Genomic DNA, 19646 nt, shown 5'->3' with positions numbered 1-19646 from the left:
CAGAGCCAGAGCCAGAGCCAGCACCGATAGAGACGACTCTGGATGAGGGGTTGACAAAAACTAAGCGGACTTGGTCAGATCGTTGGAATGCATTTATGGCTAACTTCCGTTCTGTCGACGAGGAATTCTTCGAAGACTTGGAAGAGACCTTGATTGGGGCGGATGTTGGCGCTCAAACAGCCTTTGACTTGACCGAACAACTGCGAGACGAAGTTAAATTGCAGAATGCTAAGAGCAAGGCGGAAGTTTCACAGGTTGTGGTTGAAACCTTAGTAGCCCATTATCAGGCCCAAGGTGTTAATGAAGATGCAACGATGCATTTTGCATCAGACGGTCCAACGGTCATTTTGTTTGTTGGTGTTAATGGTGTTGGTAAAACAACTACGATTGGTAAGTTGGCCGCACGTTACAAGGCTGAAGGCAAAAAAGTGTTGTTGGCAGCGGCAGATACTTTCCGTGCGGGTGCGACTCAGCAATTGCAAGAATGGGGTAAGCGTGACGGTGTTGAGGTGATTGCCGGTGAACCAAATGTTGATCCTGCATCAGTCGTCTATGATGGTGTGCGGGCGGCAATTGATCAACAAGCAGATATTCTGTTTGTCGATACAGCCGGACGTTTACAGAATAATGTTAATTTGATGCAAGAACTTGCAAAAATGAAGCGGATCATTAGTCGCGAACTGCCAGCTGAGCCGCAAGAGGTCTTGCTGGTGTTGGATTCAACTACGGGTCAGAATGCAATTCAGCAGGCTCGTCTGTTCAAAGATTCAACGGATGTTTCTGGGATTGTGTTGACTAAGTTGGATGGAACGGCAAAGGGTGGTATTATTCTACCAATTCGTAATGAGTTACATTTGCCTGTAAAATGGATTGGCTTAGGCGAGGGTGTTTCTGATCTGCAACCATTTGATGCTGATGAATTTGCCAAGAGTCTCTTTGGTGATTTGCTGGAGGGTTAAGATGGAGTTAGAGAAAAATACACGGTTAAATGCGTTGTTTGATTTCTATCAGCCGCTTTTGACTGCCAAGCAAAACGAATATTTACAATTATATTATGCTGATGATTTTTCTTTAGGCGAAATCGCTGATGAGTTTGAAGTTTCGCGACAAGCGGTCTATGATAATCTCAAACGTTCAACTCAGCTCCTAGAAGATTATGAGCAGAAATTACGTTTATACGCTGATTATTTAGAGCGTGTCCAGGCTTCAGAGTTGCTCTCGGCCTACATAACAGAGCACTATAGTCAGGATCATAGATTGGCAGAATTGACAGAACAATTGATGATTTTAGAAGAGGAGTAATATATGGCCTTTGAAGGTTTAACAGAACGCCTGCAAAATGCGTTGAGCGGCCTACGCCGTAAGGGAAAGGTAACTGACGCTGATTTGCGTGAAACGATGCGCGAAATTCGGATGGCTTTATTGGAAGCCGATGTTAATTTTGGTGTAGTTAAGGAATTTGTTCGCAATGTTCGTGAGAAAGCTGCTGGAGCAAAGGTTTTAGAAGGTTTGAACCCAGCACAACAAATTGTCTCGATTGTTAATGAAGAATTGACCGCCATGATGGGAGAATCAGATGCTCCGTTGAATAAATCTGATAAGATTCCCACAGTAATCATGATGGTCGGACTACAGGGGGCTGGTAAGACAACCACTGCCGGAAAGTTGGCATTAAAGCTCAAGACAGAGCAAAATGCGCGCCCATTCATGATTGCGGCCGACGTTTATCGTCCTGCTGCCATTGATCAATTAAAGACTTTGGGTGAGCAAATTGACGTACCCGTTTTTGAAATGGGAACCGATGTTGATCCACGTGAAATTGTTAAAGCAGGGCTAGCTGCAGCTGAAGCAGCTAAAGCAGACTATGTCTTCATCGATGCGGCTGGTCGTCTGCAAATTGATGAAGCGTTGATGCAAGAGTTGGTCGACGTCAAGGAAATCGCACAACCAGATGAAATTATGTTGGTTGTCGATGCAATGACTGGGCAAAACGCGGTTGAGACCGCCGAAGGCTTCGACCAACGTCTTGATGTGACGGGCGTTGTCTTAACGAAGTTAGATGGTGATACTCGTGGTGGAGCGGCATTGTCAATTCGCGCCGTTACGGGTAAGCCAATTAAGTTCGTTGGTCAAGGTGAGAAGATGACTGATTTGGATATCTTCTATCCAGATCGGATGGCTAGTCGAATTTTGGGCATGGGTGATTTGCTCACCTTGATTGAAAAGGCCCAAAAGGATTTTGATGAAAAAGAGGCTGAAAAGCAGATGGAGAAAATGAAGTCAAATACGTTTGACTTCAATGACTTTATTTCACAACTCGAACAAGTTCAAAACATGGGACCGCTTGAGGATATTTTGAAAATGATTCCGGGCATGGCTAACAACCCAGCCCTGAAGAATGCACAACTTGATCCAAAGGACATGGATCGCATGAAGGCGATTGTTTACTCAATGACGCCAACTGAACGTGAAAATCCAGATATTATCAATCCAAGTCGACGTCGGCGACTTGCCGCCGGTTCGGGTCGACCAGTAGTTGAGGTTAATCGAATGATTAAGCAATTCAACGAGATGAAGACTATGATGGCTAAGATGATGAATGGTAACACTGCTGGTATGGAACAAATGATGGGCGCCATGGGCGGTGGTATGCCTGGCATGCCGGGTGCTGGAAACGGCTTGAAGGGCAAAATGGCCAATGTGGCGATGAAGCAGATGGCTCGTCGGATGCAAAAAGGCAATAAAAAGAAGCGCCGTAAGTAAGGAGCACTCATGGGACGTTATCAACTCGATGATAAGCAAAAGGCAATGAATACGAAACATCAAGATGCCGATAAGGTAAGGACAACGATTACTAAGGCTGAGAAGGTTGCTCAGTTAAGAGCGCAGTATTTAAAGCAAACAAAATAAAAAACATCTGATTTTTGCACTGGTTTTCAGAAAGGTTACGATAATCTTTCTGGGAACCAGTGTTTTTTTCAGATGTTTTTAATTAAGATAGGGCGCAACTAGGGCTCTGTTTTCGGAACGTTGTTCAATCTCTGCTTGTGAAAGATCGTGGATAATCATTGCTAATGTGATTGATTGCATTTCCTTCATTGCAGCTGTTTGAACTTGCTGATAAGCCTTGTCTAGGGCCACTTGGATGTTGGCACCGACCACACAATTCGGATTAGTCTTTTGGTCAATTTGTAAAATCAAGGCCGATCCGGCGATCGCACGATAGACATCAAACAGGGTGATGTCGTCGATTGAACGGGTTAATTTAGGAGCAGGCCGACCGGTTGTTGTGACGATCAATTGTGCATTTCTCAATTGGCTCATAATTTTACGAACATTTGTAGCGTTTGTTTCAACGCTTTGGGCAATTCGCTCGCTTGAGAGCTCGGTTGTGTTTTCAAAAATCTTGATGTAGGCGAGGATATGAATGGCATCGCTTAATTGGTTTGATGGTTTCATGGATACTCCTTGGAAAATATTGCTTGACGCATGCAACGATGTCATCTAGACTTTAATTGTACATCATAAAAATACAGCTGAAAAGGACGGGGACGTAATTATGAAATATTTAGTAACTGGTGCAAGTGGAAACTTTGGTGGAGCGGCATTGAAGCATTTGTCGAGTCTTGTTGAGCAGAATGAAATTGTTGCTTTAGTACGTAACGAAGCAAAGGTTGCTAATTTGGAGGCCGCGGGTTACGAAGTGCGAGTGGCTGATTACGGCAATGAGGCAGCTTTAAAGACGGCCTTTGCTGGAATTGATCGAGTATTACTGATTTCAGGCGCCCCCGGAAATCGACAAGCAGAGCATAAGAATGTAATTGAGGCGGCCAAGTCAGCAGGGGTCACTTATCTTGTTTATACAAGTTTTCCTAAGGCGCCAGATGCGGAAAATGCTTTGGCCCCGGATCATGCGGTAACTGAAAAGATGATTATTGCATCAGGTCTTGAACATGCATTCTTACGAAACAACTGGTATCTGGAAAACGAGTTGCCTTTGGTAAAGGCTGCCTTGCATAGTGGAACATTGGCCTTCGCAGCTGGTGAAGGGCGTGTAGGTTGGGCTTTGCGTCGTGAGTACGCTGAAGCGGCTGTTAATATACTTGTCAATAAGAGCGAGACGGATGTGTTAGAGTTTGGTGGTACGCCAAGAACGTATGTTGAATTAACTGAGGCCTTAGTGGCGGCAACCGGTAAGCAAGTTTTAGCAAAATCAGTTGATGATGCTGAATTCGTTGCAAGTCTTGTCAATGCGGGTATGAATGAAGCGACAGCCAATGTATTCTTGTCGTTCCAGAAGTTAATTGAGGATCGTCAACTGGACGTGCCTTCAGACGATTTGACTAAAACATTGGGACATCCATTGGCTTCATTGACGGAGGCTTTTAAGGAATTGATCTAGTTCTCAGTTTAATACCTTCTTTTGTACTTGCTATGCTTTGGTAATTGTAGTAATATAAACAAGTCAAAGGGTGACAAGTGGTTTTACTTGACACCGATTAAAACTTTGAAGGTGTAAAGGGAAAACACTTTACACCTGTATAAGTCTTTGTTATTATAATTAAGTATAAAAATACTGGAGGAAATTAAACATGGCTGTAAAGATCCGTTTGAAGCGCATGGGTTCAAAGAAGCGTCCTTTCTATCGTGTCGTTGTTGCTGACTCACGTTCACCACGTGATGGTCGGTTCATCGAAATCGTTGGGACTTATAACCCATTGACTGAGCCTGCTGAAGTTAAGTTGGACGAAGAATTGGTAATGTCATGGTTGAACAATGGTGCTCAACCTTCTGACACTGTTAAGAACTTGTTGTCTAATGCAGGTATCATGAAGAAGTTCCACGAAGCAAAATACACTAAGTAATTTGTTTCCGATAAGATCAACGTTTACAAGGGTTTTGGTCACTTTTGGTCACTCTAGTTATCACGTTGTTCTAAGATTAAAATAGCTAGCTCAAATTGAGTTAGCTGTTTTTTTATATATTTATGGATGAATTTTAAAAGGAGTTAACTAACTTATTTAGTTAACTCCTTTTATGTCGGGATTATAGGTCAAATTCTAACCTAGTTGACCGTTGAGATATGCCATGCCAATCAAAATAGCTAAGCCGATCAGCAAGAGTAGCCAGCCAAGTCGTGCGAGTGGTTTGTTAGTCGTACGATATGGATAACCCCAACCGCCTTGCCACTTAGTAGTAAATGCTAGTAATAAAACACCGAGTCCAGCGACTGCAATGCCGAAATACATGATAAGGGTACGAATATCCATTGATGATTAAACTCCTGAACTCTTAGTTAGACATTAGGCTTTTAATGCCTAAGACGATGTTGTAAATATATAGACCGACTGAGATGACACCTAAGACTACAAACAGAATTAAAGTTGTTAGACCGGTTACACGAGCATCATTCGTAGTTAGGCCAATGACACCGATAAAAATTAAAAGGATGGCTATAAATAGAAAGGGTGGTATTTGCAACCAAAAGGCTTTCTTAGCGTTTTGGGTAACATCCGCATCCTTAGCAAGGATCCAAATAATTAATGGAATTAACACTGGTGCAACCAGAACTGATAGATACGAAATTGCATTGATTAGTTTATTGGGATTCATAAGATCAGCTCCTTTAGCTGGAAAATAGAAATGTTCGTTGCCTGCCTAGGTATAAGCGCTTGATTCATATGGTTTAAAAATCGAGCCGGTCACCTCGTTTATTATAGGATCTATTTCTTGGTTGTAAAGTATAAGATATAGAAGATTAGGCCGATTAGCAAGCCACTGGTGAAGATCAGAAAGAGAAAGCTGTCCGAGACACCATGAGAATTCATCAGGTTGTTGGCCTCAAATAGTCCTGCAAACAGGCTGACAAATAATGCCGATCGTGCAATATATTTAAAGATTCGCATTTGACCTCCTCTCTAGGTAGCGTTATTTAAGCATTGTCGTAAGGAATTTATTGATATATTTGATTATAAAGCTTATTTTAAGATAATGTCTGTGATTTGCCTGATATCTACCTGTAAAGTACCTGGGTATATGTATGTGAAATACCTGGTAGATAGTATATTAATGCTTAATTTGGACGTTTAATTGAAAATGGTAGAATAAAGGTGTTGCAAATATGAATTAGTTTAAGAAGGTACTGGTTATGAAAATTCATCATATTTCGTTACTGACGGGAAATTTTGACCGTAATTTTCAATTTTACGTTGGTATTTTAGGCTTAAGGTTAATCAAGAATTCAGTGAACCAGGGAAATATCTATATGCGCCATGTCTACTATGGTGATTTTATGGGGACTCCCGGAACTGTGCTGACTTTCTTCCCAGATCAACGCTTTGACCGACCACGTGAAGCAGGTAGTAATTTTTTGAACGGGTTAAAATTAGGAATTCCACACGGTACAAGTGGCTTTTGGGCTAAACGTTTAACAGAAGCTAATATTACTGTGAAAGAACTTGAGACGGGCTTGGCTTTCGAGGACTTTGATCAAATTCCGATCATTTTGCAGGAGACAGATAGTCAACTACGTGATTGGCACGTGAATCCACTAACTGATGTCCCAGCAACCAAACAGTTAACTGGCATCTTGGGGACAACAATGGGGGTTCCAGATATAGAAGCCAGCCAACAGTTCTTGCGTGATGTGGTGGGAACAGAGACTGGATTGGAGTTGGTCAAAACTGAGATGACGACAAAGCATGTGTGGGGTCGTGGCTCTGTTGATCATATTGCCTATGCGGTTGCTGACCGCTTGGAACTTGATCAGCTATGGGAAGAGGCGGAAAATTTGGGCTATACACGGGAAACATATGTTGACCGCGGATATTTCACATCGGTTTATCTGTTGGAGCCTGGTGGTAATCGAATTGAATTTGCTACAATGGCACCAGGCTTTACATTGGATGAGCCTTTAAATAGTTTGGGAACGACCTTCGCCTTGCCACCACGATTTGAAGCGGAACGAGCGGCCTTATTACGCTACTATCAGCGGCAAGGTGTCAGTTTTGAGCAAGTGCCAAGTTATCAAATGCCACTCGAAGATGTAAAATTTGAGATTGGTGAGCAACTACGTGATAGTAAGTTTGATTAGAAGGGATATATGTTATGCAGCGATGCCATTGGAGTGAAACAAGCGATGAAATGCGCGCCTATCATGATACATTTTGGGGGACGCCAATTCACGATGATCAGGCACTTTTTGCTAAATTGATTTTGGATATGAATCAGGCTGGCCTGTCATGGGCTACAATTCTCAAGAAAACAGCAAATTTCTATGAAGCGTATGCCAACTTTGATATTCAACAAGTTGCGGCTTTTGACCAAGAAAAATTCTTGGAATTGATGAATAATCCAGGGATCATCCGAAATCGATTAAAGGTTCAAGCGGCAATCGTTAATGCACAGAAGGTAATAGAAATTCAAGCTGAATTTGGGTCTTTTGACAGCTACATCTGGTCTTTCACGAATGGTAAAGTTGAGCAACATCATATCGTTACTGAGCAGGATATTCCAACACGAAACGACTTATCTGATCGGATGAGTAAAGACATGAAGCGACGTGGGATGAAGTTTATTGGAACGACAACAATTTATGCCTATTTGCAGGCAATTGGTGTAATTAACGACCACGCTCAAGCATGTTTTCGCTATGCGGCTTTGCTGGACTGATTTGAAATAGAAGGATAAAAGAAAACCGGAAACTTGTTGCAAGTTTCCGGTTTTCTTTTATTTTTTATAGCGAAGCGTTAGTATACTGATTAAGAAAATTATCACGATTCCTGTGAGGGCACCGATACTATCGAGCAGTACGTCTTGAAATAATGGCGAGCGACCACTAGTGTACATCTGATGTAATTCGTCGAGGCTGGCATAACCGGTCGCAGCAAGCCAAGTCGTGATTGCAACGATTGGGAGTAGTTGCCTGATATTGAATCTATTCTTAATACCTAAATATAAACTGATACCAAGTAGAAGGTAGCTTGAGAAATGTGCAAATTTACGCAGGAAGAACTCGACAAATTTGTAATAACCAAGGTGCTCAATGGATACGCTTGAACCAGCGTAGCTAAAATGAACTTGACTTAACTGTTTGGCAAATGGCTGGCTCGGAAGCAGTTGGCTAAGGTTACTGACTTGACTCTGTGATTGATAACTTTGTGAAGAGCTAAAAAACAGTGCCGTCATAATAAGCAGGCCAATCAATAGCCAGGCGTTGCCATTAATAAAATGCTTTTTCATTAGAATTGTACTCACTTTTATTTTTGCATGACTGTCCATTATCATAGCACGAATTTAGTCTGATATTTAACTTACTAATTGTAAATGAAAATAAAAGCATTATAATAATGTTAAATACTAAATTAAAGAAAAACGGGAAATTAACCATGACAATGAGAACGCATCATATTTCATTATTGACTGAGGATTTTCAGCAAAACTTTGCCTTTTATACTGGAATTTTAGGTCTCCGCTTCATTAAGAACTCAATTAATCAGGCTAACCCAAGGCGTCGGCATATCTATTATGGTGATTTTATGGGAACACCGGGAACGGTTGTAACATTCTTTCCGATTGATAATTTTCGTGAGCGGACAGATGGGAAAACTTTTTTTAGTGGCATTCACTTCTCAATTCCAACAGGCTCAGCTAACTTTTGGCAGACGCGTCTTACAGAGGCCGGATTTGAGGTTACGGTCGATGGTCTAGGGCGCCTGCATTTCGTTGATTATGACCAAATTCCAATTCGCCTTCAGGAGACCGATGATACCGCCTTTGATTGGCATATTAATTATATGAGTGATGTGCCAGCTGAGCTTCAAATTACAGGTGTCATTGGTGCCGAGATGCATGTACCCGATGTTGCCGCGACGGGACGATTTTTCGAGCAATTATTAGAAGTACCTGTAAAAGGTAACGTCATTGATCTGGGCGGGGTTCAAGCTTTGGAGCTAGTGCAAACAGCCACTGATGCGCCTGACTCTCGTTTCGGTCGTGGATCAACGGATCATTATGCTTTGGCTGTAAAGAGTGAAGCTGATTTAAAATATTATTGGGAACGTGCTGCAGTACTAGGATATACTCGAGAGGTCTTCATTGATCGTGGATATTTCCGCTCAGCATACTTTATTGAACCAGGTGGCAATCGAGTCGAATTGGCAACGACCAATCCTGGATTCACGCTTGACGAAGCACTCTTTGATCTTGGAACAACGTTTGCAATTCCACCACGTTTTGAAGCTAAACGAGCTGAATTACTGGCGCATTATGCAAAAAAGGGTGTATATTTTGATGATGTTCAATCATATACAGGCACAGGTCATCTAGAGAATGATGGTAAAATACGAGCGATTCATGATGAACAAGGCAGCACTCGCAACGATTAGACTCGCCGGGCTAATAGAATGCTTCCATTAGAAGGCGATGCTACTTTGTGGTATGATAAAAGTAGTTATTATAAAGAAGCAAGGTGAGTTAAATGCGATTGAGACAAAAACAACTGACAAATTTGGCTTCGATGATCGGAGTAATTTTGATTATCGTATCCTGGGTTAATAGTAGCCAGTGGGTTAATTTTATAGGTTTAGTTTTTGTTTTTGGTGCCGCAATTTCAACTTATTTGATTGAACGTAGCCGGAATGCGTTATTCTCGTTAGCGATGTGGGCAACTCTAATTTTGTTACAAGCATTCTTCGTCCAATGATATTAATATTGACTAGACATCCGTGTGTTTTACATGGATGTCTTTTTTTGTTCAAAGCAGAAAACTTGCGGGACTTGAAAATATGACTATAATTAAATTTAAACTTAATTTGAGCTAGAAGTGATTTACACCATTTAAGGTTGCTTTGATGATAAATATAACGATCAACATTTTAATATATTTGTTTTATCAGGCTAGATAAGGCGACTTTAAGTTTAACGCTGTATGCTCGGTTAGGTTAATATGGACGTGATTATTAAAACGAGACAGTTAATGAGGTGAGAATATGAATAAACAGGAATATTATCGCTATTTAATGCGTCAACAAAAGGTTGATTTAGCTTTACGAACTGCTGAGATTATTAAAGCTAATGAGAAGTTAGAAGATAGTGATTATGCAGGAATCTTAATCGAACAGGATATCGCCTTTCGGGGTTATGCAGTTTGATTATGCTAATGCGATGTAAAAAGACTTGCTCCGTTCTGATGGATTTTCAGAACGAGGCAAGCCTTTTTTAATGTTTATCCGCGTAAGCTGTGTTTAAACCATGGTGAAGCGAAGAGTGCGACACCATCATTTGCTAGATACATCATATAGGTAAAGAACAATACAAGAGAAGCGTCGCCTTGTGAAGCCGTAACACCCCATAGAATAACTTGAGCAATTCCTTGAGCGATCCAGAAGTAATAACTGTCTGAAAAACGAAGAGTTGTCATTAAGGCACCGACAATTCCAATTGCGGCAGTCCCAGAATCAATCAATGGTCGTGGAGAGTGGGTTAGCTTAATTTCAAAGAAATAAAGTGCCAACCATGCCAAAATAAAGATGATTGCGAAGGTAGTATACCAAAAATTTGCTGAAAAGCGTTCTTTTCGGCCACCAACTTCGGAAATTCGGCGAACGCGAGCGTTCACATTTTTAGCCCAACCAGGCATGACCAAAACCGGTAGATCCAGCAAGATAATGTAAACACCTTGTAAGATTGCATCAGCGGGATTTTTTGCGTGTAAGGCCACGACGATATAGATGACTGCCGATATTAAACCAAAGACACCATTTAATGGGCGGGCATTTGTAATGGCGAGGGTTGTTGTGAATCCTAGCACTGCCGCGAGTAAAGTCCAGATTGCAATTGGTGTGATCGGAGCCGCAATGGTTTGAGAAAGCAAAAATCCAATCCCAAAAGCTAGTAGAATATAACTAACCGTTGTCCAATTTGACATTTGTTCAACATACCAAGCTGGTTTAAAGAGATCGAAAAAGACCGGTTTTGACTGATCTACGCCTGTTTGATTTGATGTATTTTGCATGATAATACCGATTTACTAGGCTTTTAAGCCTAGCCCCTTCATAAATTTCGATCGCTTTGTAAATGGAAACGATTTTTCTACTTTACCAAATTAAACCAGGTTTGTACATAACTCTCTGTTACTTTTTTAAAGATTGACAAAGGTTTTTGATGTTTGGATAATTGAAGAGACAAAAAAAGATTATATTAGTTAAGAATTGAATTGCCGGGAGGGCACAATGGCTTTATATAAGGTTGGTACGATTGTTAATACACATGGCATTAGAGGTGAGGTCCGTGTGATTGCTACAACAGATTTCCCAGAAGAAAGATTTACAAAGGGACAAAGCTTGGTAATTGCCGGGAAGACGCCGGTTGAAGTTACGATTCAAACTGTTCGTCCGCACAAGCAGTTCATATTACTGTCATTTAAAGATTTGCAAAACATCAATCTGATTGAACAGTATAAGGGCCGTGATTTGATGGTTGATGAGGCCCAGCTGACGGAGTTAGCTGATGATGAATATTACTATCACGAAATCGTGGGCTTGGATGTAATTGATAATGCTGATGGGTCAGTTTTGGGACAAGTTAGCGAAATTCTGGAATTGCCAGCTAATGATGTTTGGGTTGTAAAGCGCGCTGGAAAGAATCCATTGTACATTCCATACATTGCGGACGTGGTGACTGAGATTGATTTGGAGCAAGGACAGGCGAAAATCAATTTCTTGGAGGGACTTGATTAATGCGAATTGACGTTTTAAGTATTTTCCCGAACATGTTTGCGCCCATGCGTGAGTCGATTATCGGTAAAACTGTTGAACGTGGCTTGGTTGATTTTAATGTGGTTGATTTCCGCGATTATACCAATAACCGCCATAATAATGTCGATGATGTTGTCTATGGGGGCGGACAGGGGATGTTACTAACACCACAACCAATCTTTGATGCAATGGATCATGTGAAGGAATCTGCTGGAGACTTTGGTCGTGTAATCCTATTGGACCCCGCCGGTAAGCCCTTCAATCAGAAAATGGCTGAAGAATTGGCTCAGGAAGAGCATCTAACATTTATTGCTGGACATTACGAAGGGTATGACGAAAGAATTCGCACGTTGGTAACCGATGAAATCTCGCTGGGAGATTTCGTATTGACTGGTGGCGAACTTGGTGCGATGGTCGTGATTGATGCAACTGTGCGCCTACTTGAGGATGCGCTGGGTGATGATATGTCGGCTGTCGATGATTCATTTTCAACTGGCCTACTAGAATATCCACAATATACAAGACCAGCTGATTTTCGTGGCATGCTAGTTCCAGATGTTTTAATGAGTGGACACCACGGTAATATTGCGATTTGGCGTAAAAAAGAGTCCTTACGTAGAACGTATTTGCGACGACCAGATTTGCTGGAGCATTATAACTTCACAAAAGAAGAGCGCCAGTTACTGAGAGAAGTCGTTGATGAAGAGGCCAGTCACGATTCAGAAAATTAAGACTTGTTTAGAAGAGTTAATTATGTTAAATTTATTTTTAGTGTTTATTCACTAAAAATATATCGGTAATCCGCTGGCCAAGGGGTATATGATTATCAGAGGAGATTAAATTATGCGTCAAAATGCTTTGCTAGAGAAGCTAACAGCATCACAACTACGTACGGACATTCCTGAATTCCGTGCTGGTGATTCAGTTCGTGTTCACGCACGAATTGTCGAAGGTTCACGCGAACGTGTGCAACTTTTCGAAGGTGTTGTAATCAAGCGTAAGGGAACGGGAATCCAAGCTACTTATACTGTTCGTAAGATTTCTAACGGTGTTGGTGTTGAACGTACTTTCCCAATCCATTCACCACGTGTTGATAAGATTGAAGTTGTTCGTTACGGTCGTGTTCGTCGCGCTAAGTTGTACTACTTGCGTGCCCTACATGGTAAGGCTGCTCGTATTCCAGAGAAGCGTCGTTAAGATCAATTCAATAAAAGACTACCCAATTAATTGGGTAGTCTTTTATTTTTTCGAGAAAATGAAGGAACATTGTCATTGCTTTATTTTAAGTGGATAGTCTGCTAAGATAAAATTAATTACGGTACACTAGGAGGAGCCTGACGAATGGGCGCGTTTTATAATATTGAGAGTGAAAACTTGCCGGTGATGCCGCGAGATATGGGTAAAAATTGGCACCAGGATTCAGTTGCGCGACAAAAGGGTTTCCCGTATTATCATTGGCTGCAGACTGAGAGCGGTATTGGCGAGTTCTTTGTAAATGATGAACGTTTTGAATTGCGCCCAGGAATGGGGATTTTAATTGCTCCTGGTGTACCGCATCGCTATCAGTCTGTATCAATTGATCAAGAATGGCGGATTAACTTTGCTACCTTTCATGGACCAATCGTGAATCAACTGGCAGATTATTTGGGTGATCAAACACAAATCTTCTTAGATGTACAACAAGGGCGCAAGCAAGCAGAGATTATTGATCGGATTTTTTACATGGTTCAAGAAGGTCGGATAAATAGTTATCAGATTTCAAATCTTGCCTATGAATTTTTTATCAAATTTGGTTTATATCAAGATTTTCGGGCAAAGTTTTCAGGTGGTGATGATTACGATCGGTATATCGTACCGGTTACGGAATATGTTGGTCAGCACATTGCTGAGGATATTCAAATATCGGATCTATCGGACAGTCTATTTATTTCACCACAATATTTACGTAGATTATTCCATGACTATCTCGGAATGGCACCAACCCAATATATTTTACAATCACGCATTAAATTTGCGAAAGGATTGTTGTTAAATAAACATAACTTAAAGATCAGTGAAATTGCGACTCAATCGGGATTCTCGGATCCCAGATACTTTGCACGAATATTTAAACGTGAGATGGGGATGACCCCATTGACTTATCGCAAATGGCAAAGCTGAAAATAAAAATGACCCCTTTGGTATAGAATTATTTCAAGCAGAGGGGTTTTTGTGTGCTTAAAAATTGGGTTTAGTTAATTGGTCGAGATTCCGAAAAGCTGAAAATATATTTCTTTTAGAATGGTATAGGTATGAAAAAGTTTGTGATGTTGCACGGTATGTTTCGAATGTTATCGTTTTTTCAGATGTTTAGTGCACTTTTTGTTCTTTTTTTACACTAGAATATTGAATGTAGTTAAATTTTACAAACAAACAGGTATGGTGAGTGAACGATTTGCAACCTTGAGATAGAGTTGTCGGACATGTATCCTAACTTTATTCAAATGGTATACCTGCAAAAGGAAGATTTTAAATATGACAGAAAAACTAAATATTTTTTTAGATATGGATAATACACTGGTAAATACGTTACCAGTTCTAAATCGAGCAACGGATTTGGCTGTTGATTTTGGTGTTGAGAAGCCTGATCAGATTCCAGGAATTTTCCGGAACTTGGAGCCGATTGATGGAGCAGTCGCTGGTGTACAAGAACTGGCGGACCGCGCAGAGTTATACATTTTGACGACTGCTCCTTGGAATAACGTGAGTTCTTGGTCGGATAAGTTAGCGTGGCTGACAGAACATTTTGGTAATGGTCCAACAAGTCCTTTTTATAAAAAAGTTATTATGGCTCATACCAAGGATGTTGCACGAGGAAAGGGTGGTATCTTGATTGATGATCGACCTTATCATGGTGCCGCAGAATGGGATAGCGAAAAGTATCAAACGGTCTGGATTCAATATGGCTACGATGAACGTCTAACTTGGGACCGTGAATTACCAGCTTTTCTAACACTTGTAGCCAATTTGGCCGCATCGGAGAGTCTAGACGCACGGACGGCCGTCGCGTCGGTTAACACACGTTTTAAGTATGCCTTGAGTGCAGACGATGCTTCAATGGAACTTGCCGATTGGGAAATGAAATAAGAGGAATTTGAGAAATGACAATTGTAAATCCAACAGAAATGTTAAATAAGGCTGTCAGTGAGCACTACGCGTTAGGGGCTTTCAATATCAACAATTTGGAATGGACACAAGCAATTTTACGTGCTGCTCAAGCAAAGCAGGCGCCAATTATGTTGGCTGCCTCAGTTGGTGCAATTAAGTATATGGGTGGTACTAAAGTTGTGGCAAATTTGGTAAAGAACCTAGATGAGGCAATGGGTATCACTGTACCAGTTGCATTGCATTTGGATCATGGTGATTTCGAGACTGCCATGGCAGCTATTCATGATGGCTTTACATCAATTATGTATGATGGATCAATGTTGGATTTTGCTGAAAATTTGGAGAAGACGCAAAAGTTAGTTCCAGCAGCACATTGGAATGACATCACTTTAGAGGCTGAAATTGGCTCAATTGGTGGTGAAGAAGATGGAATTATCGGAATGGGCGAAATTGCTGATGTTGATCAGACAAAGGAAATGGCCGCATTGGGTGTTGATCTACTAGCTGCTGGAATCGGTAATGTGCATGGTCGTTATCCTGAAAACTGGCAAGGACTTTCACTTGATCATTTGAAGGAACTCGGCAATGCAACTGGTCATAAGTTACCTTTTGTTTTGCACGGTGGCTCAGGTGTGCCTGACGACCAAATCAAAGAAGCAATTCGTTTGGGTGTCGCAAAGGTTAACGTTAATTCTGAAGCGCAATGGGCCTTCCATGAAGCATTGCGAAAGTTCATCCTATCAGATGAAGACTTAAAGGGAAAGAATTATGACCCACGAAAGTTATTGAAGCCGGGTGTTGATGCTATTCAAGCTGCAATTGAAGAGCGGATCGACGTCTTCGGTTCTGCAAACAAGGCCTAGTTGAATTTTTATTTTGAAGTTAATTAACATTTACCGTGTCTGGTGAATGTTTTTTGTGGTTATTGATGAGCATCAGATAATACCAGTGTTTGGTATGACTAGTGGAGTTCACTTTGGAGAAACGCTTATGATGGTTATAATTTTGGCGGTACTGTTTCTTACGATTTATTTTGCAATAGATAAAGGATTAGCCAATTCACGGACATTACCGAAAATGACTGATCAAGAATTACGTGACGAGTTGACTAGAAGACAGGACTTGACGGAGTTGAGCGATGAAGTTGAAAGTCTTAAACGTGAGCTACAGGAGTTAAAGAGTAGCAAGGTAGAATGATATCCGACAGCTTAAAATACGTCGAACCTTTGTATTGAGTTCGGCGTATTTATTTTTAGATAATTTCTTGAATGTGAGCCTTGATTAAAGCCTGTGTTTTACGGAATGACGTTAGGATCTCAGCATCATCACCGTGTGTTTTAGCAGGATCACTCAAATTCCAGTGATAGTGGGTGAGGTTTGCTGGAATGACGGGGCATTTGTCCAAGACGTCACCACATAAGGTGACAATGACATCACAGGCCACAAAGTAGTTTGGATCAATCAACTTTGATTCTTGTTGTGAGATGTCGAAACCATCTTCAGCCATAACCCGAACGGCGTATGGATTCAAACCATGAACTTCAACACCGGCGGAACGGACCTCCCAGCCCGGCATTAGGGTCTTGGCATAACCTTCGGCAATTTGAGAACGGCAAGCATTACCAGTACAAATGAAATAAATCTTTTTCATTAGTGAATTCCACCTAATCTTATCTGATAGTTTAATTATGGGCCGCTGTAGTAAGATTGGCAATCTGGTTTTGGTTAATTATAGGTGGGTGTTACTGGGGTGGTGAAATCTAGCCGATAAATTAATAAAAGGTGCTGGTTTCAATGGCTTGGATGTGTGATAATGAAATAATTAAAAAAGAATGGAGGGTGGCTTGTGGCTAAAACGCGTACACGCGAATATAGCATCAAAATAATTGTCTTCATTGTTTCAGCCTTTCTGGTAGCAATGTCAATGAATTTCTTCTATATTCCAAATAACATTTTCTCGGGAGGCTTTAATGGTGTCGCCCAGTTAATTTCCTTGTTCTTTCATGCAATGTTCGGCTGGAACTTACAAGTAGGGGCGATTATCATGGCCTTTAATATTCCGGTTGCCTTTGTTGGGTGGAAGTGGGCTGGACATGAATTTACGATTTGGTCCTTCTTACAGAATTTCTTTGCCAACGGCTTACAAATTCTCCTGCCACAAGTCAGTTTAGTCCATCAGGAGCCAATTTTAGCTGGTATGTTTGGTGGTTTGCTAATGGGAGTTGCGATTGGGATCACCTTTAAGTTCGGCTTCTCAACAGGTGGGATGGATATTGTTGCAGCTGCTGTTCAAAAGGCAAGTGGTAAGTCAATTGGGTTCATCACACTCTTCATCAATGGGGCGATTGTTTTAATTTCAGGAACCTTTATTGGTTGGCAGAATGCGATGTACACAATTATTGGAATCTATATTACAACGATTGCGATTGACTCGATTCATACTCGCTACCAGAAGTTAACCGCCTTTATCGTGACAAGACGTTCTTCCGAAGTTGCAAAGGCCCTTCAAGAAAGTGTTGTACGCGGAATTACGATTATGCCATCTTTCGGGGCGTATACCCAAGAGCCATCGAGTACATTGATGATGGTCCTGTCACGGTATGAATTACGTGAGATGGAGATCCTAACTAAAACGATTGATCCGGAAGCGTTTATTAATATTGTTAACACCGTTGAAACTTCAAATAACTTCTGGAATGAAGATTTACAAAGTCAAATTCGTTATGAACGAATCGCGGCTCAAGCGCAAATTACAGAAGCACTGAATTTAGATGAAGAAGCGGAAAAGTTTAAAAACTAATACAGAAATTGAGGAGATTAGCATGCCATTTATTCACGTAGAACTTGTTGAGGGACGCAGTGATGCGCAACTTAAAGCAATGATGCAAGAGATTACTGATGCCGTTGAAAAGAACACTGGAGCGCCACGCTCGGCAATCAAAGTGATTGTTAATGAGATGCGTGCAGAACGCTTTATGGATGGCGGAAAGCTTCGCTCAGAAGGTTAATATGGATACCATGATGCTTCAGCATCATGGTATTTTTTTGTCGATAATCAAGAATTGTTTAAATTAGTAGACGGTTATATAACTAGTGTCCTAAAATATAGTTATAAATATTGATTACGAAAATGAGGGGCCAAGATGACCGACCAATATATTATGGCTTTAGATCAAGGCACAACTAGCACGCGTGCAATTCTTTTTGATCACAGTGGGACAGCAATCGCAACTGCCCAAAAAGAGCTACCACAAATATTTAGAGAGTCCGGTTGGGTTGAGCACGACGCAACCAAAATTTGGGATGATGCCAGGCAAGTTATGGCAGAGGTAGTTATTCAAGCAAATGTAGCGCCTTATAAAGTGGCCGGAATCGGAATTACTAATCAAAGAGAAACGACAATTATTTGGGACCGAAAAACTGGTGAGCCGATTAGTTCAGCGATTGTTTGGCAATCTAAGCAGACTAGTCAGATTGCTGAGGAACTCAAAAAGCAGGGGTTGACTGAGCTGGTTCACGAAAAGACAGGTTTGTGGATTGACGCATATTTTTCAGCAACTAAAATTATGTGGTTGTTGGAGAATATACCTGGTGCACGCCAAAAGGCTGAGGCAGGGGAGCTACTATTTGGGACAGTCGATACATGGTTGCTGTATAAGTTAACGAATGGTGCCATCCATGCTAGTGACATGACAAATGCTAGTCGAACGATGTTGTATAACATCCATACCTTGGATTGGGATGATAAATTGTTAGAATTATTTGACATTCCACGAGCCATGTTACCTAAGGTGCAGGAGTCATCAAGTAACTTTGGTTACACGGCCGACTTTGCTTTTTTTGGGATTCAGGTACCAATTACGGGAATTGCTGGTGATCAGCAGGCAGCATTGATTGGACATAAGGCCTTTAATGTCGGTGATGTGAAAAACACTTTTGGAACGGGATCCTTTATTGTTATGAACACTGGGGATCATGTGGCGCAATCCAATAATGGCTTGCTATCGACAATTGCCTATAGCATTAATGGTGAAGTTAGGTATGCATTGGAAGGGTCGGTTTTTGTTGCCGGTGCGGCTGTGCAGTGGTTACGTGACGGTCTGAATCTGATCAAATCAGCCAAAGATACTTCGGATATGGCACAACGCGGTTATGAACAACATCCTGAACCGGTTTATTTGGTACCTGCTTTTTCTGGACTAGGTGCCCCATATTGGGACCAGCAGGCTCGAGGCGCAATGTTTGGATTAACACGAGCCACGACTAAAAATGATCTTGTACGGGCAACCTTGGATTCATTGGCCTATCAAACGCGGGATGTCTTGACCGTTATGGCTGAGGATACAGCAATTGACCTTTCAAGCTTGGTAATTGATGGTGGTGGTGCGGCTAATGATTATTTGCATCAATTCCAAGCAGATCTGTTACAAATGGAGGTTACACGACCTAAGCAAGTTGAAACAACAGCGCTAGGTGCAGCCTTTTTGGCCGGTTTAGGTGTTGGATATTGGGCATCAGTTGCCGACTTACCTGATGCAAGTGAGGTGATTGTTCGTCAGCCAGAGTATGCTAAGGCAGAAGAGCGTGAACGCGCATATCTGGGCTGGAAAAAGGCGATTGCAGCAACACAATTTTTTAAATAATTACTAAATTAGTTCTTTATTGGGAAAAATTGTGAACAAACCGTTTCCGATGGGAACATAAGGTATAATAAAATTATCTTAGCAATTATATTTATGACAC

At 41.3% G+C, this 19646-nt stretch carries 28 protein-coding genes; 21 read left to right on the top strand and 7 right to left on the bottom strand.

Annotated features, from left to right (window positions below):
* The 4 genes from ftsY to ESZ50_RS11640 all read left to right on the top strand — a co-directional run.
* The coding region (ftsY, locus tag ESZ50_RS03305; protein ID WP_148622327.1) for a signal recognition particle-docking protein FtsY at positions 1 to 959 on the top strand (959 nt) is incomplete at its 5' end.
* Position 960: 1 nt separating this feature from the next.
* A complete protein-coding gene (locus ESZ50_RS03300; protein ID WP_148622172.1) occupies positions 961 to 1302 on the top strand; it encodes a putative DNA-binding protein in 342 nt (113 codons plus the stop codon).
* A gap of 3 nt (positions 1303 to 1305) precedes the next feature.
* Entirely contained in the window at positions 1306 to 2763 is a 1458-nt protein-coding gene (ffh, locus tag ESZ50_RS03295; protein WP_148622171.1) for a signal recognition particle protein, read from the top strand.
* A 9-nt stretch (positions 2764 to 2772) separates the two neighbouring features.
* The gene (locus ESZ50_RS11640) at positions 2773 to 2910 is read left to right on the top strand and encodes a hypothetical protein (RefSeq protein WP_187387539.1); all 138 of its coding nucleotides are present in this window, start codon (positions 2773 to 2775) and stop codon (positions 2908 to 2910) included.
* Between the two features lie 78 nt (positions 2911 to 2988).
* Here the strand turns inward: ESZ50_RS11640 and ESZ50_RS03290 are convergent, their stop codons facing one another.
* On the bottom strand, positions 2989 to 3459 hold the full coding sequence (locus ESZ50_RS03290; protein ID WP_148622170.1) for an Rrf2 family transcriptional regulator: 471 nt from the start codon (positions 3457 to 3459) through the stop codon (positions 2989 to 2991).
* 100 nt (positions 3460 to 3559) lie between these two features.
* Here ESZ50_RS03290 and ESZ50_RS03285 point away from each other — a divergent pair, with 100 nt between their 5' ends.
* Positions 3560 to 4402, top strand: a complete 843-nt coding sequence (locus ESZ50_RS03285) for an SDR family oxidoreductase (RefSeq protein WP_148622169.1) — start codon at positions 3560 to 3562, stop codon at positions 4400 to 4402.
* A 190-nt stretch (positions 4403 to 4592) separates the two neighbouring features.
* Positions 4593 to 4865: a 30S ribosomal protein S16 gene (gene rpsP / locus ESZ50_RS03280; protein WP_148622168.1), complete on the top strand. Its 273-nt coding sequence runs from the start codon at positions 4593 to 4595 to the stop codon at positions 4863 to 4865.
* A gap of 195 nt (positions 4866 to 5060) precedes the next feature.
* On the opposite strand, the gene ESZ50_RS03275 is transcribed toward rpsP, so the two are convergent.
* The 3 genes from ESZ50_RS03275 to ESZ50_RS03265 form a co-directional block, all read right to left on the bottom strand.
* Positions 5061 to 5270, bottom strand: a complete 210-nt coding sequence (locus ESZ50_RS03275) for a hypothetical protein (protein ID WP_246111505.1) — start codon at positions 5268 to 5270, stop codon at positions 5061 to 5063.
* Between the two features lie 22 nt (positions 5271 to 5292).
* Complete coding sequence (locus ESZ50_RS03270) at positions 5293 to 5613, bottom strand: magnetosome magnetite crystal formation protein family (RefSeq protein ID WP_148622167.1); 321 nt, start codon at positions 5611 to 5613, stop codon at positions 5293 to 5295.
* Between the two features lie 110 nt (positions 5614 to 5723).
* Complete coding sequence (locus ESZ50_RS03265) at positions 5724 to 5906, bottom strand: hypothetical protein (protein ID WP_148622166.1); 183 nt, start codon at positions 5904 to 5906, stop codon at positions 5724 to 5726.
* Positions 5907 to 6148: 242 nt separating this feature from the next.
* Between ESZ50_RS03265 and ESZ50_RS03260 the strand changes: the two genes are divergently transcribed.
* Together ESZ50_RS03260 and ESZ50_RS03255 are read left to right on the top strand one after the other, a co-directional pair.
* Positions 6149 to 7093, top strand: a complete 945-nt coding sequence (locus ESZ50_RS03260) for a VOC family protein (RefSeq protein WP_148622165.1) — start codon at positions 6149 to 6151, stop codon at positions 7091 to 7093.
* Positions 7094 to 7107: 14 nt separating this feature from the next.
* Complete coding sequence (locus ESZ50_RS03255) at positions 7108 to 7671, top strand: DNA-3-methyladenine glycosylase I (RefSeq protein ID WP_148622164.1); 564 nt, start codon at positions 7108 to 7110, stop codon at positions 7669 to 7671.
* Between the two features lie 57 nt (positions 7672 to 7728).
* Here ESZ50_RS03255 and ESZ50_RS03250 read toward each other — a convergent pair whose 3' ends face one another.
* Positions 7729 to 8241, bottom strand: coding sequence for a VanZ family protein (locus ESZ50_RS03250; RefSeq protein WP_148622163.1), 513 nt, complete (start codon positions 8239 to 8241; stop codon positions 7729 to 7731).
* Between the two features lie 152 nt (positions 8242 to 8393).
* Here ESZ50_RS03250 and ESZ50_RS03245 point away from each other — a divergent pair, with 152 nt between their 5' ends.
* The 3 genes from ESZ50_RS03245 to ESZ50_RS11635 all read left to right on the top strand — a co-directional run bounded on the left by ESZ50_RS03245 (position 8394) and on the right by ESZ50_RS11635 (position 10151).
* Entirely contained in the window at positions 8394 to 9386 is a 993-nt protein-coding gene (locus ESZ50_RS03245) for a VOC family protein (RefSeq protein ID WP_148622325.1), read from the top strand.
* 92 nt (positions 9387 to 9478) lie between these two features.
* Positions 9479 to 9703, top strand: coding sequence for a hypothetical protein (locus tag ESZ50_RS03240; protein WP_148622162.1), 225 nt, complete (start codon positions 9479 to 9481; stop codon positions 9701 to 9703).
* 286 nt (positions 9704 to 9989) lie between these two features.
* Entirely contained in the window at positions 9990 to 10151 is a 162-nt protein-coding gene (locus ESZ50_RS11635) for a hypothetical protein (protein WP_187387538.1), read from the top strand.
* Between the two features lie 74 nt (positions 10152 to 10225).
* On the opposite strand, the gene pnuC is transcribed toward ESZ50_RS11635, so the two are convergent.
* Positions 10226 to 11014: a nicotinamide riboside transporter PnuC gene (gene pnuC, locus ESZ50_RS03235; protein WP_148622161.1), complete on the bottom strand. Its 789-nt coding sequence runs from the start codon at positions 11012 to 11014 to the stop codon at positions 10226 to 10228.
* Positions 11015 to 11231: 217 nt separating this feature from the next.
* On the opposite strand from pnuC, the gene rimM reads away from it, so the two are divergent.
* The 7 genes from rimM to ESZ50_RS03200 all read left to right on the top strand — a co-directional run bounded on the left by rimM (position 11232) and on the right by ESZ50_RS03200 (position 16100).
* Positions 11232 to 11738, top strand: coding sequence for a ribosome maturation factor RimM (rimM, locus tag ESZ50_RS03230; protein ID WP_148622160.1), 507 nt, complete (start codon positions 11232 to 11234; stop codon positions 11736 to 11738).
* Positions 11738 to 12487 (top strand): tRNA (guanosine(37)-N1)-methyltransferase TrmD, encoded by a 750-nt coding sequence (gene trmD / locus ESZ50_RS03225; RefSeq protein WP_148622159.1) that lies wholly within the window; start codon positions 11738 to 11740, stop codon positions 12485 to 12487. Before rimM ends, trmD begins: the two co-directional genes overlap by 1 nt.
* A gap of 112 nt (positions 12488 to 12599) precedes the next feature.
* Positions 12600 to 12953, top strand: a complete 354-nt coding sequence (gene rplS, locus ESZ50_RS03220; protein WP_148622158.1) for a 50S ribosomal protein L19 — start codon at positions 12600 to 12602, stop codon at positions 12951 to 12953.
* Between the two features lie 144 nt (positions 12954 to 13097).
* Positions 13098 to 13916 carry an AraC family transcriptional regulator gene (locus ESZ50_RS03215; protein WP_148622157.1) on the top strand — a complete coding sequence of 273 codons (819 nt, stop codon included), beginning with the start codon at positions 13098 to 13100 and terminating at the stop codon, positions 13914 to 13916.
* Between the two features lie 354 nt (positions 13917 to 14270).
* The gene (locus tag ESZ50_RS03210) at positions 14271 to 14882 is read left to right on the top strand and encodes a 5' nucleotidase, NT5C type (protein ID WP_148622156.1); all 612 of its coding nucleotides are present in this window, start codon (positions 14271 to 14273) and stop codon (positions 14880 to 14882) included.
* 14 nt (positions 14883 to 14896) lie between these two features.
* Positions 14897 to 15766 (top strand): class II fructose-1,6-bisphosphate aldolase, encoded by an 870-nt coding sequence (gene fba, locus ESZ50_RS03205; RefSeq protein WP_148622155.1) that lies wholly within the window; start codon positions 14897 to 14899, stop codon positions 15764 to 15766.
* 127 nt (positions 15767 to 15893) lie between these two features.
* Positions 15894 to 16100 carry a hypothetical protein gene (locus ESZ50_RS03200; protein ID WP_148622154.1) on the top strand — a complete coding sequence of 69 codons (207 nt, stop codon included), beginning with the start codon at positions 15894 to 15896 and terminating at the stop codon, positions 16098 to 16100.
* A gap of 55 nt (positions 16101 to 16155) precedes the next feature.
* Here ESZ50_RS03200 and arsC read toward each other — a convergent pair whose 3' ends face one another.
* Positions 16156 to 16554 (bottom strand): arsenate reductase (thioredoxin), encoded by a 399-nt coding sequence (gene arsC / locus ESZ50_RS03195; protein WP_148622153.1) that lies wholly within the window; start codon positions 16552 to 16554, stop codon positions 16156 to 16158.
* Between the two features lie 195 nt (positions 16555 to 16749).
* Between arsC and ESZ50_RS03190 the strand changes: the two genes are divergently transcribed.
* From ESZ50_RS03190 to glpK, 3 genes are all read left to right on the top strand, one after another.
* Complete coding sequence (locus tag ESZ50_RS03190; RefSeq protein ID WP_148622152.1) at positions 16750 to 17703, top strand: YitT family protein; 954 nt, start codon at positions 16750 to 16752, stop codon at positions 17701 to 17703.
* Positions 17704 to 17725: 22 nt separating this feature from the next.
* Entirely contained in the window at positions 17726 to 17911 is a 186-nt protein-coding gene (locus ESZ50_RS03185) for a 2-hydroxymuconate tautomerase (protein ID WP_148622151.1), read from the top strand.
* Between the two features lie 135 nt (positions 17912 to 18046).
* Complete coding sequence (gene glpK / locus ESZ50_RS03180) at positions 18047 to 19546, top strand: glycerol kinase GlpK (protein WP_148622150.1); 1500 nt, start codon at positions 18047 to 18049, stop codon at positions 19544 to 19546.
* Positions 19547 to 19646: the final 100 nt, after the last annotated feature.

Origin of the sequence: Weissella muntiaci (assembly GCF_008107635.1) — a bacterium.
Lineage (GTDB): Bacteria > Bacillota > Bacilli > Lactobacillales > Lactobacillaceae > Weissella > Weissella muntiaci.
Note: the sequence above shows the minus strand (reverse complement) of the source record. Positions and strands in the feature narration are given on the sequence as shown.

Coding starts and splice junctions, on each gene's coding strand:
- rimM (WP_148622160.1), top strand. CDS start 11,232: ATGGCTTTATATAAGGTTGGTACGATTGTTAATACACATGGCATTAGA.
- ESZ50_RS11640 (WP_187387539.1), top strand. CDS start 2,773: ATGGGACGTTATCAACTCGATGATAAGCAAAAGGCAATGAATACGAAA.
- glpK (WP_148622150.1), top strand. CDS start 18,047: ATGACCGACCAATATATTATGGCTTTAGATCAAGGCACAACTAGCACG.
- ESZ50_RS03275 (WP_246111505.1), bottom strand. CDS start 5,270: ATGGATATTCGTACCCTTATCATGTATTTCGGCATTGCAGTCGCTGGA.
- ESZ50_RS03245 (WP_148622325.1), top strand. CDS start 8,394: ATGAGAACGCATCATATTTCATTATTGACTGAGGATTTTCAGCAAAAC.
- ESZ50_RS11635 (WP_187387538.1), top strand. CDS start 9,990: ATGAATAAACAGGAATATTATCGCTATTTAATGCGTCAACAAAAGGTT.
- ESZ50_RS03260 (WP_148622165.1), top strand. CDS start 6,149: ATGAAAATTCATCATATTTCGTTACTGACGGGAAATTTTGACCGTAAT.
- ESZ50_RS03215 (WP_148622157.1), top strand. CDS start 13,098: ATGGGCGCGTTTTATAATATTGAGAGTGAAAACTTGCCGGTGATGCCG.
- ESZ50_RS03200 (WP_148622154.1), top strand. CDS start 15,894: ATGATGGTTATAATTTTGGCGGTACTGTTTCTTACGATTTATTTTGCA.
- fba (WP_148622155.1), top strand. CDS start 14,897: ATGACAATTGTAAATCCAACAGAAATGTTAAATAAGGCTGTCAGTGAG.
- ESZ50_RS03210 (WP_148622156.1), top strand. CDS start 14,271: ATGACAGAAAAACTAAATATTTTTTTAGATATGGATAATACACTGGTA.
- ESZ50_RS03185 (WP_148622151.1), top strand. CDS start 17,726: ATGCCATTTATTCACGTAGAACTTGTTGAGGGACGCAGTGATGCGCAA.
- trmD (WP_148622159.1), top strand. CDS start 11,738: ATGCGAATTGACGTTTTAAGTATTTTCCCGAACATGTTTGCGCCCATG.
- ESZ50_RS03290 (WP_148622170.1), bottom strand. CDS start 3,459: ATGAAACCATCAAACCAATTAAGCGATGCCATTCATATCCTCGCCTAC.
- pnuC (WP_148622161.1), bottom strand. CDS start 11,014: ATGCAAAATACATCAAATCAAACAGGCGTAGATCAGTCAAAACCGGTC.
- ESZ50_RS03270 (WP_148622167.1), bottom strand. CDS start 5,613: ATGAATCCCAATAAACTAATCAATGCAATTTCGTATCTATCAGTTCTG.
- rpsP (WP_148622168.1), top strand. CDS start 4,593: ATGGCTGTAAAGATCCGTTTGAAGCGCATGGGTTCAAAGAAGCGTCCT.
- ESZ50_RS03240 (WP_148622162.1), top strand. CDS start 9,479: ATGCGATTGAGACAAAAACAACTGACAAATTTGGCTTCGATGATCGGA.
- ffh (WP_148622171.1), top strand. CDS start 1,306: ATGGCCTTTGAAGGTTTAACAGAACGCCTGCAAAATGCGTTGAGCGGC.
- arsC (WP_148622153.1), bottom strand. CDS start 16,554: ATGAAAAAGATTTATTTCATTTGTACTGGTAATGCTTGCCGTTCTCAA.
- rplS (WP_148622158.1), top strand. CDS start 12,600: ATGCGTCAAAATGCTTTGCTAGAGAAGCTAACAGCATCACAACTACGT.
- ESZ50_RS03285 (WP_148622169.1), top strand. CDS start 3,560: ATGAAATATTTAGTAACTGGTGCAAGTGGAAACTTTGGTGGAGCGGCA.
- ESZ50_RS03255 (WP_148622164.1), top strand. CDS start 7,108: ATGCAGCGATGCCATTGGAGTGAAACAAGCGATGAAATGCGCGCCTAT.
- ESZ50_RS03250 (WP_148622163.1), bottom strand. CDS start 8,241: ATGAAAAAGCATTTTATTAATGGCAACGCCTGGCTATTGATTGGCCTG.
- ESZ50_RS03300 (WP_148622172.1), top strand. CDS start 961: ATGGAGTTAGAGAAAAATACACGGTTAAATGCGTTGTTTGATTTCTAT.
- ESZ50_RS03265 (WP_148622166.1), bottom strand. CDS start 5,906: ATGCGAATCTTTAAATATATTGCACGATCGGCATTATTTGTCAGCCTG.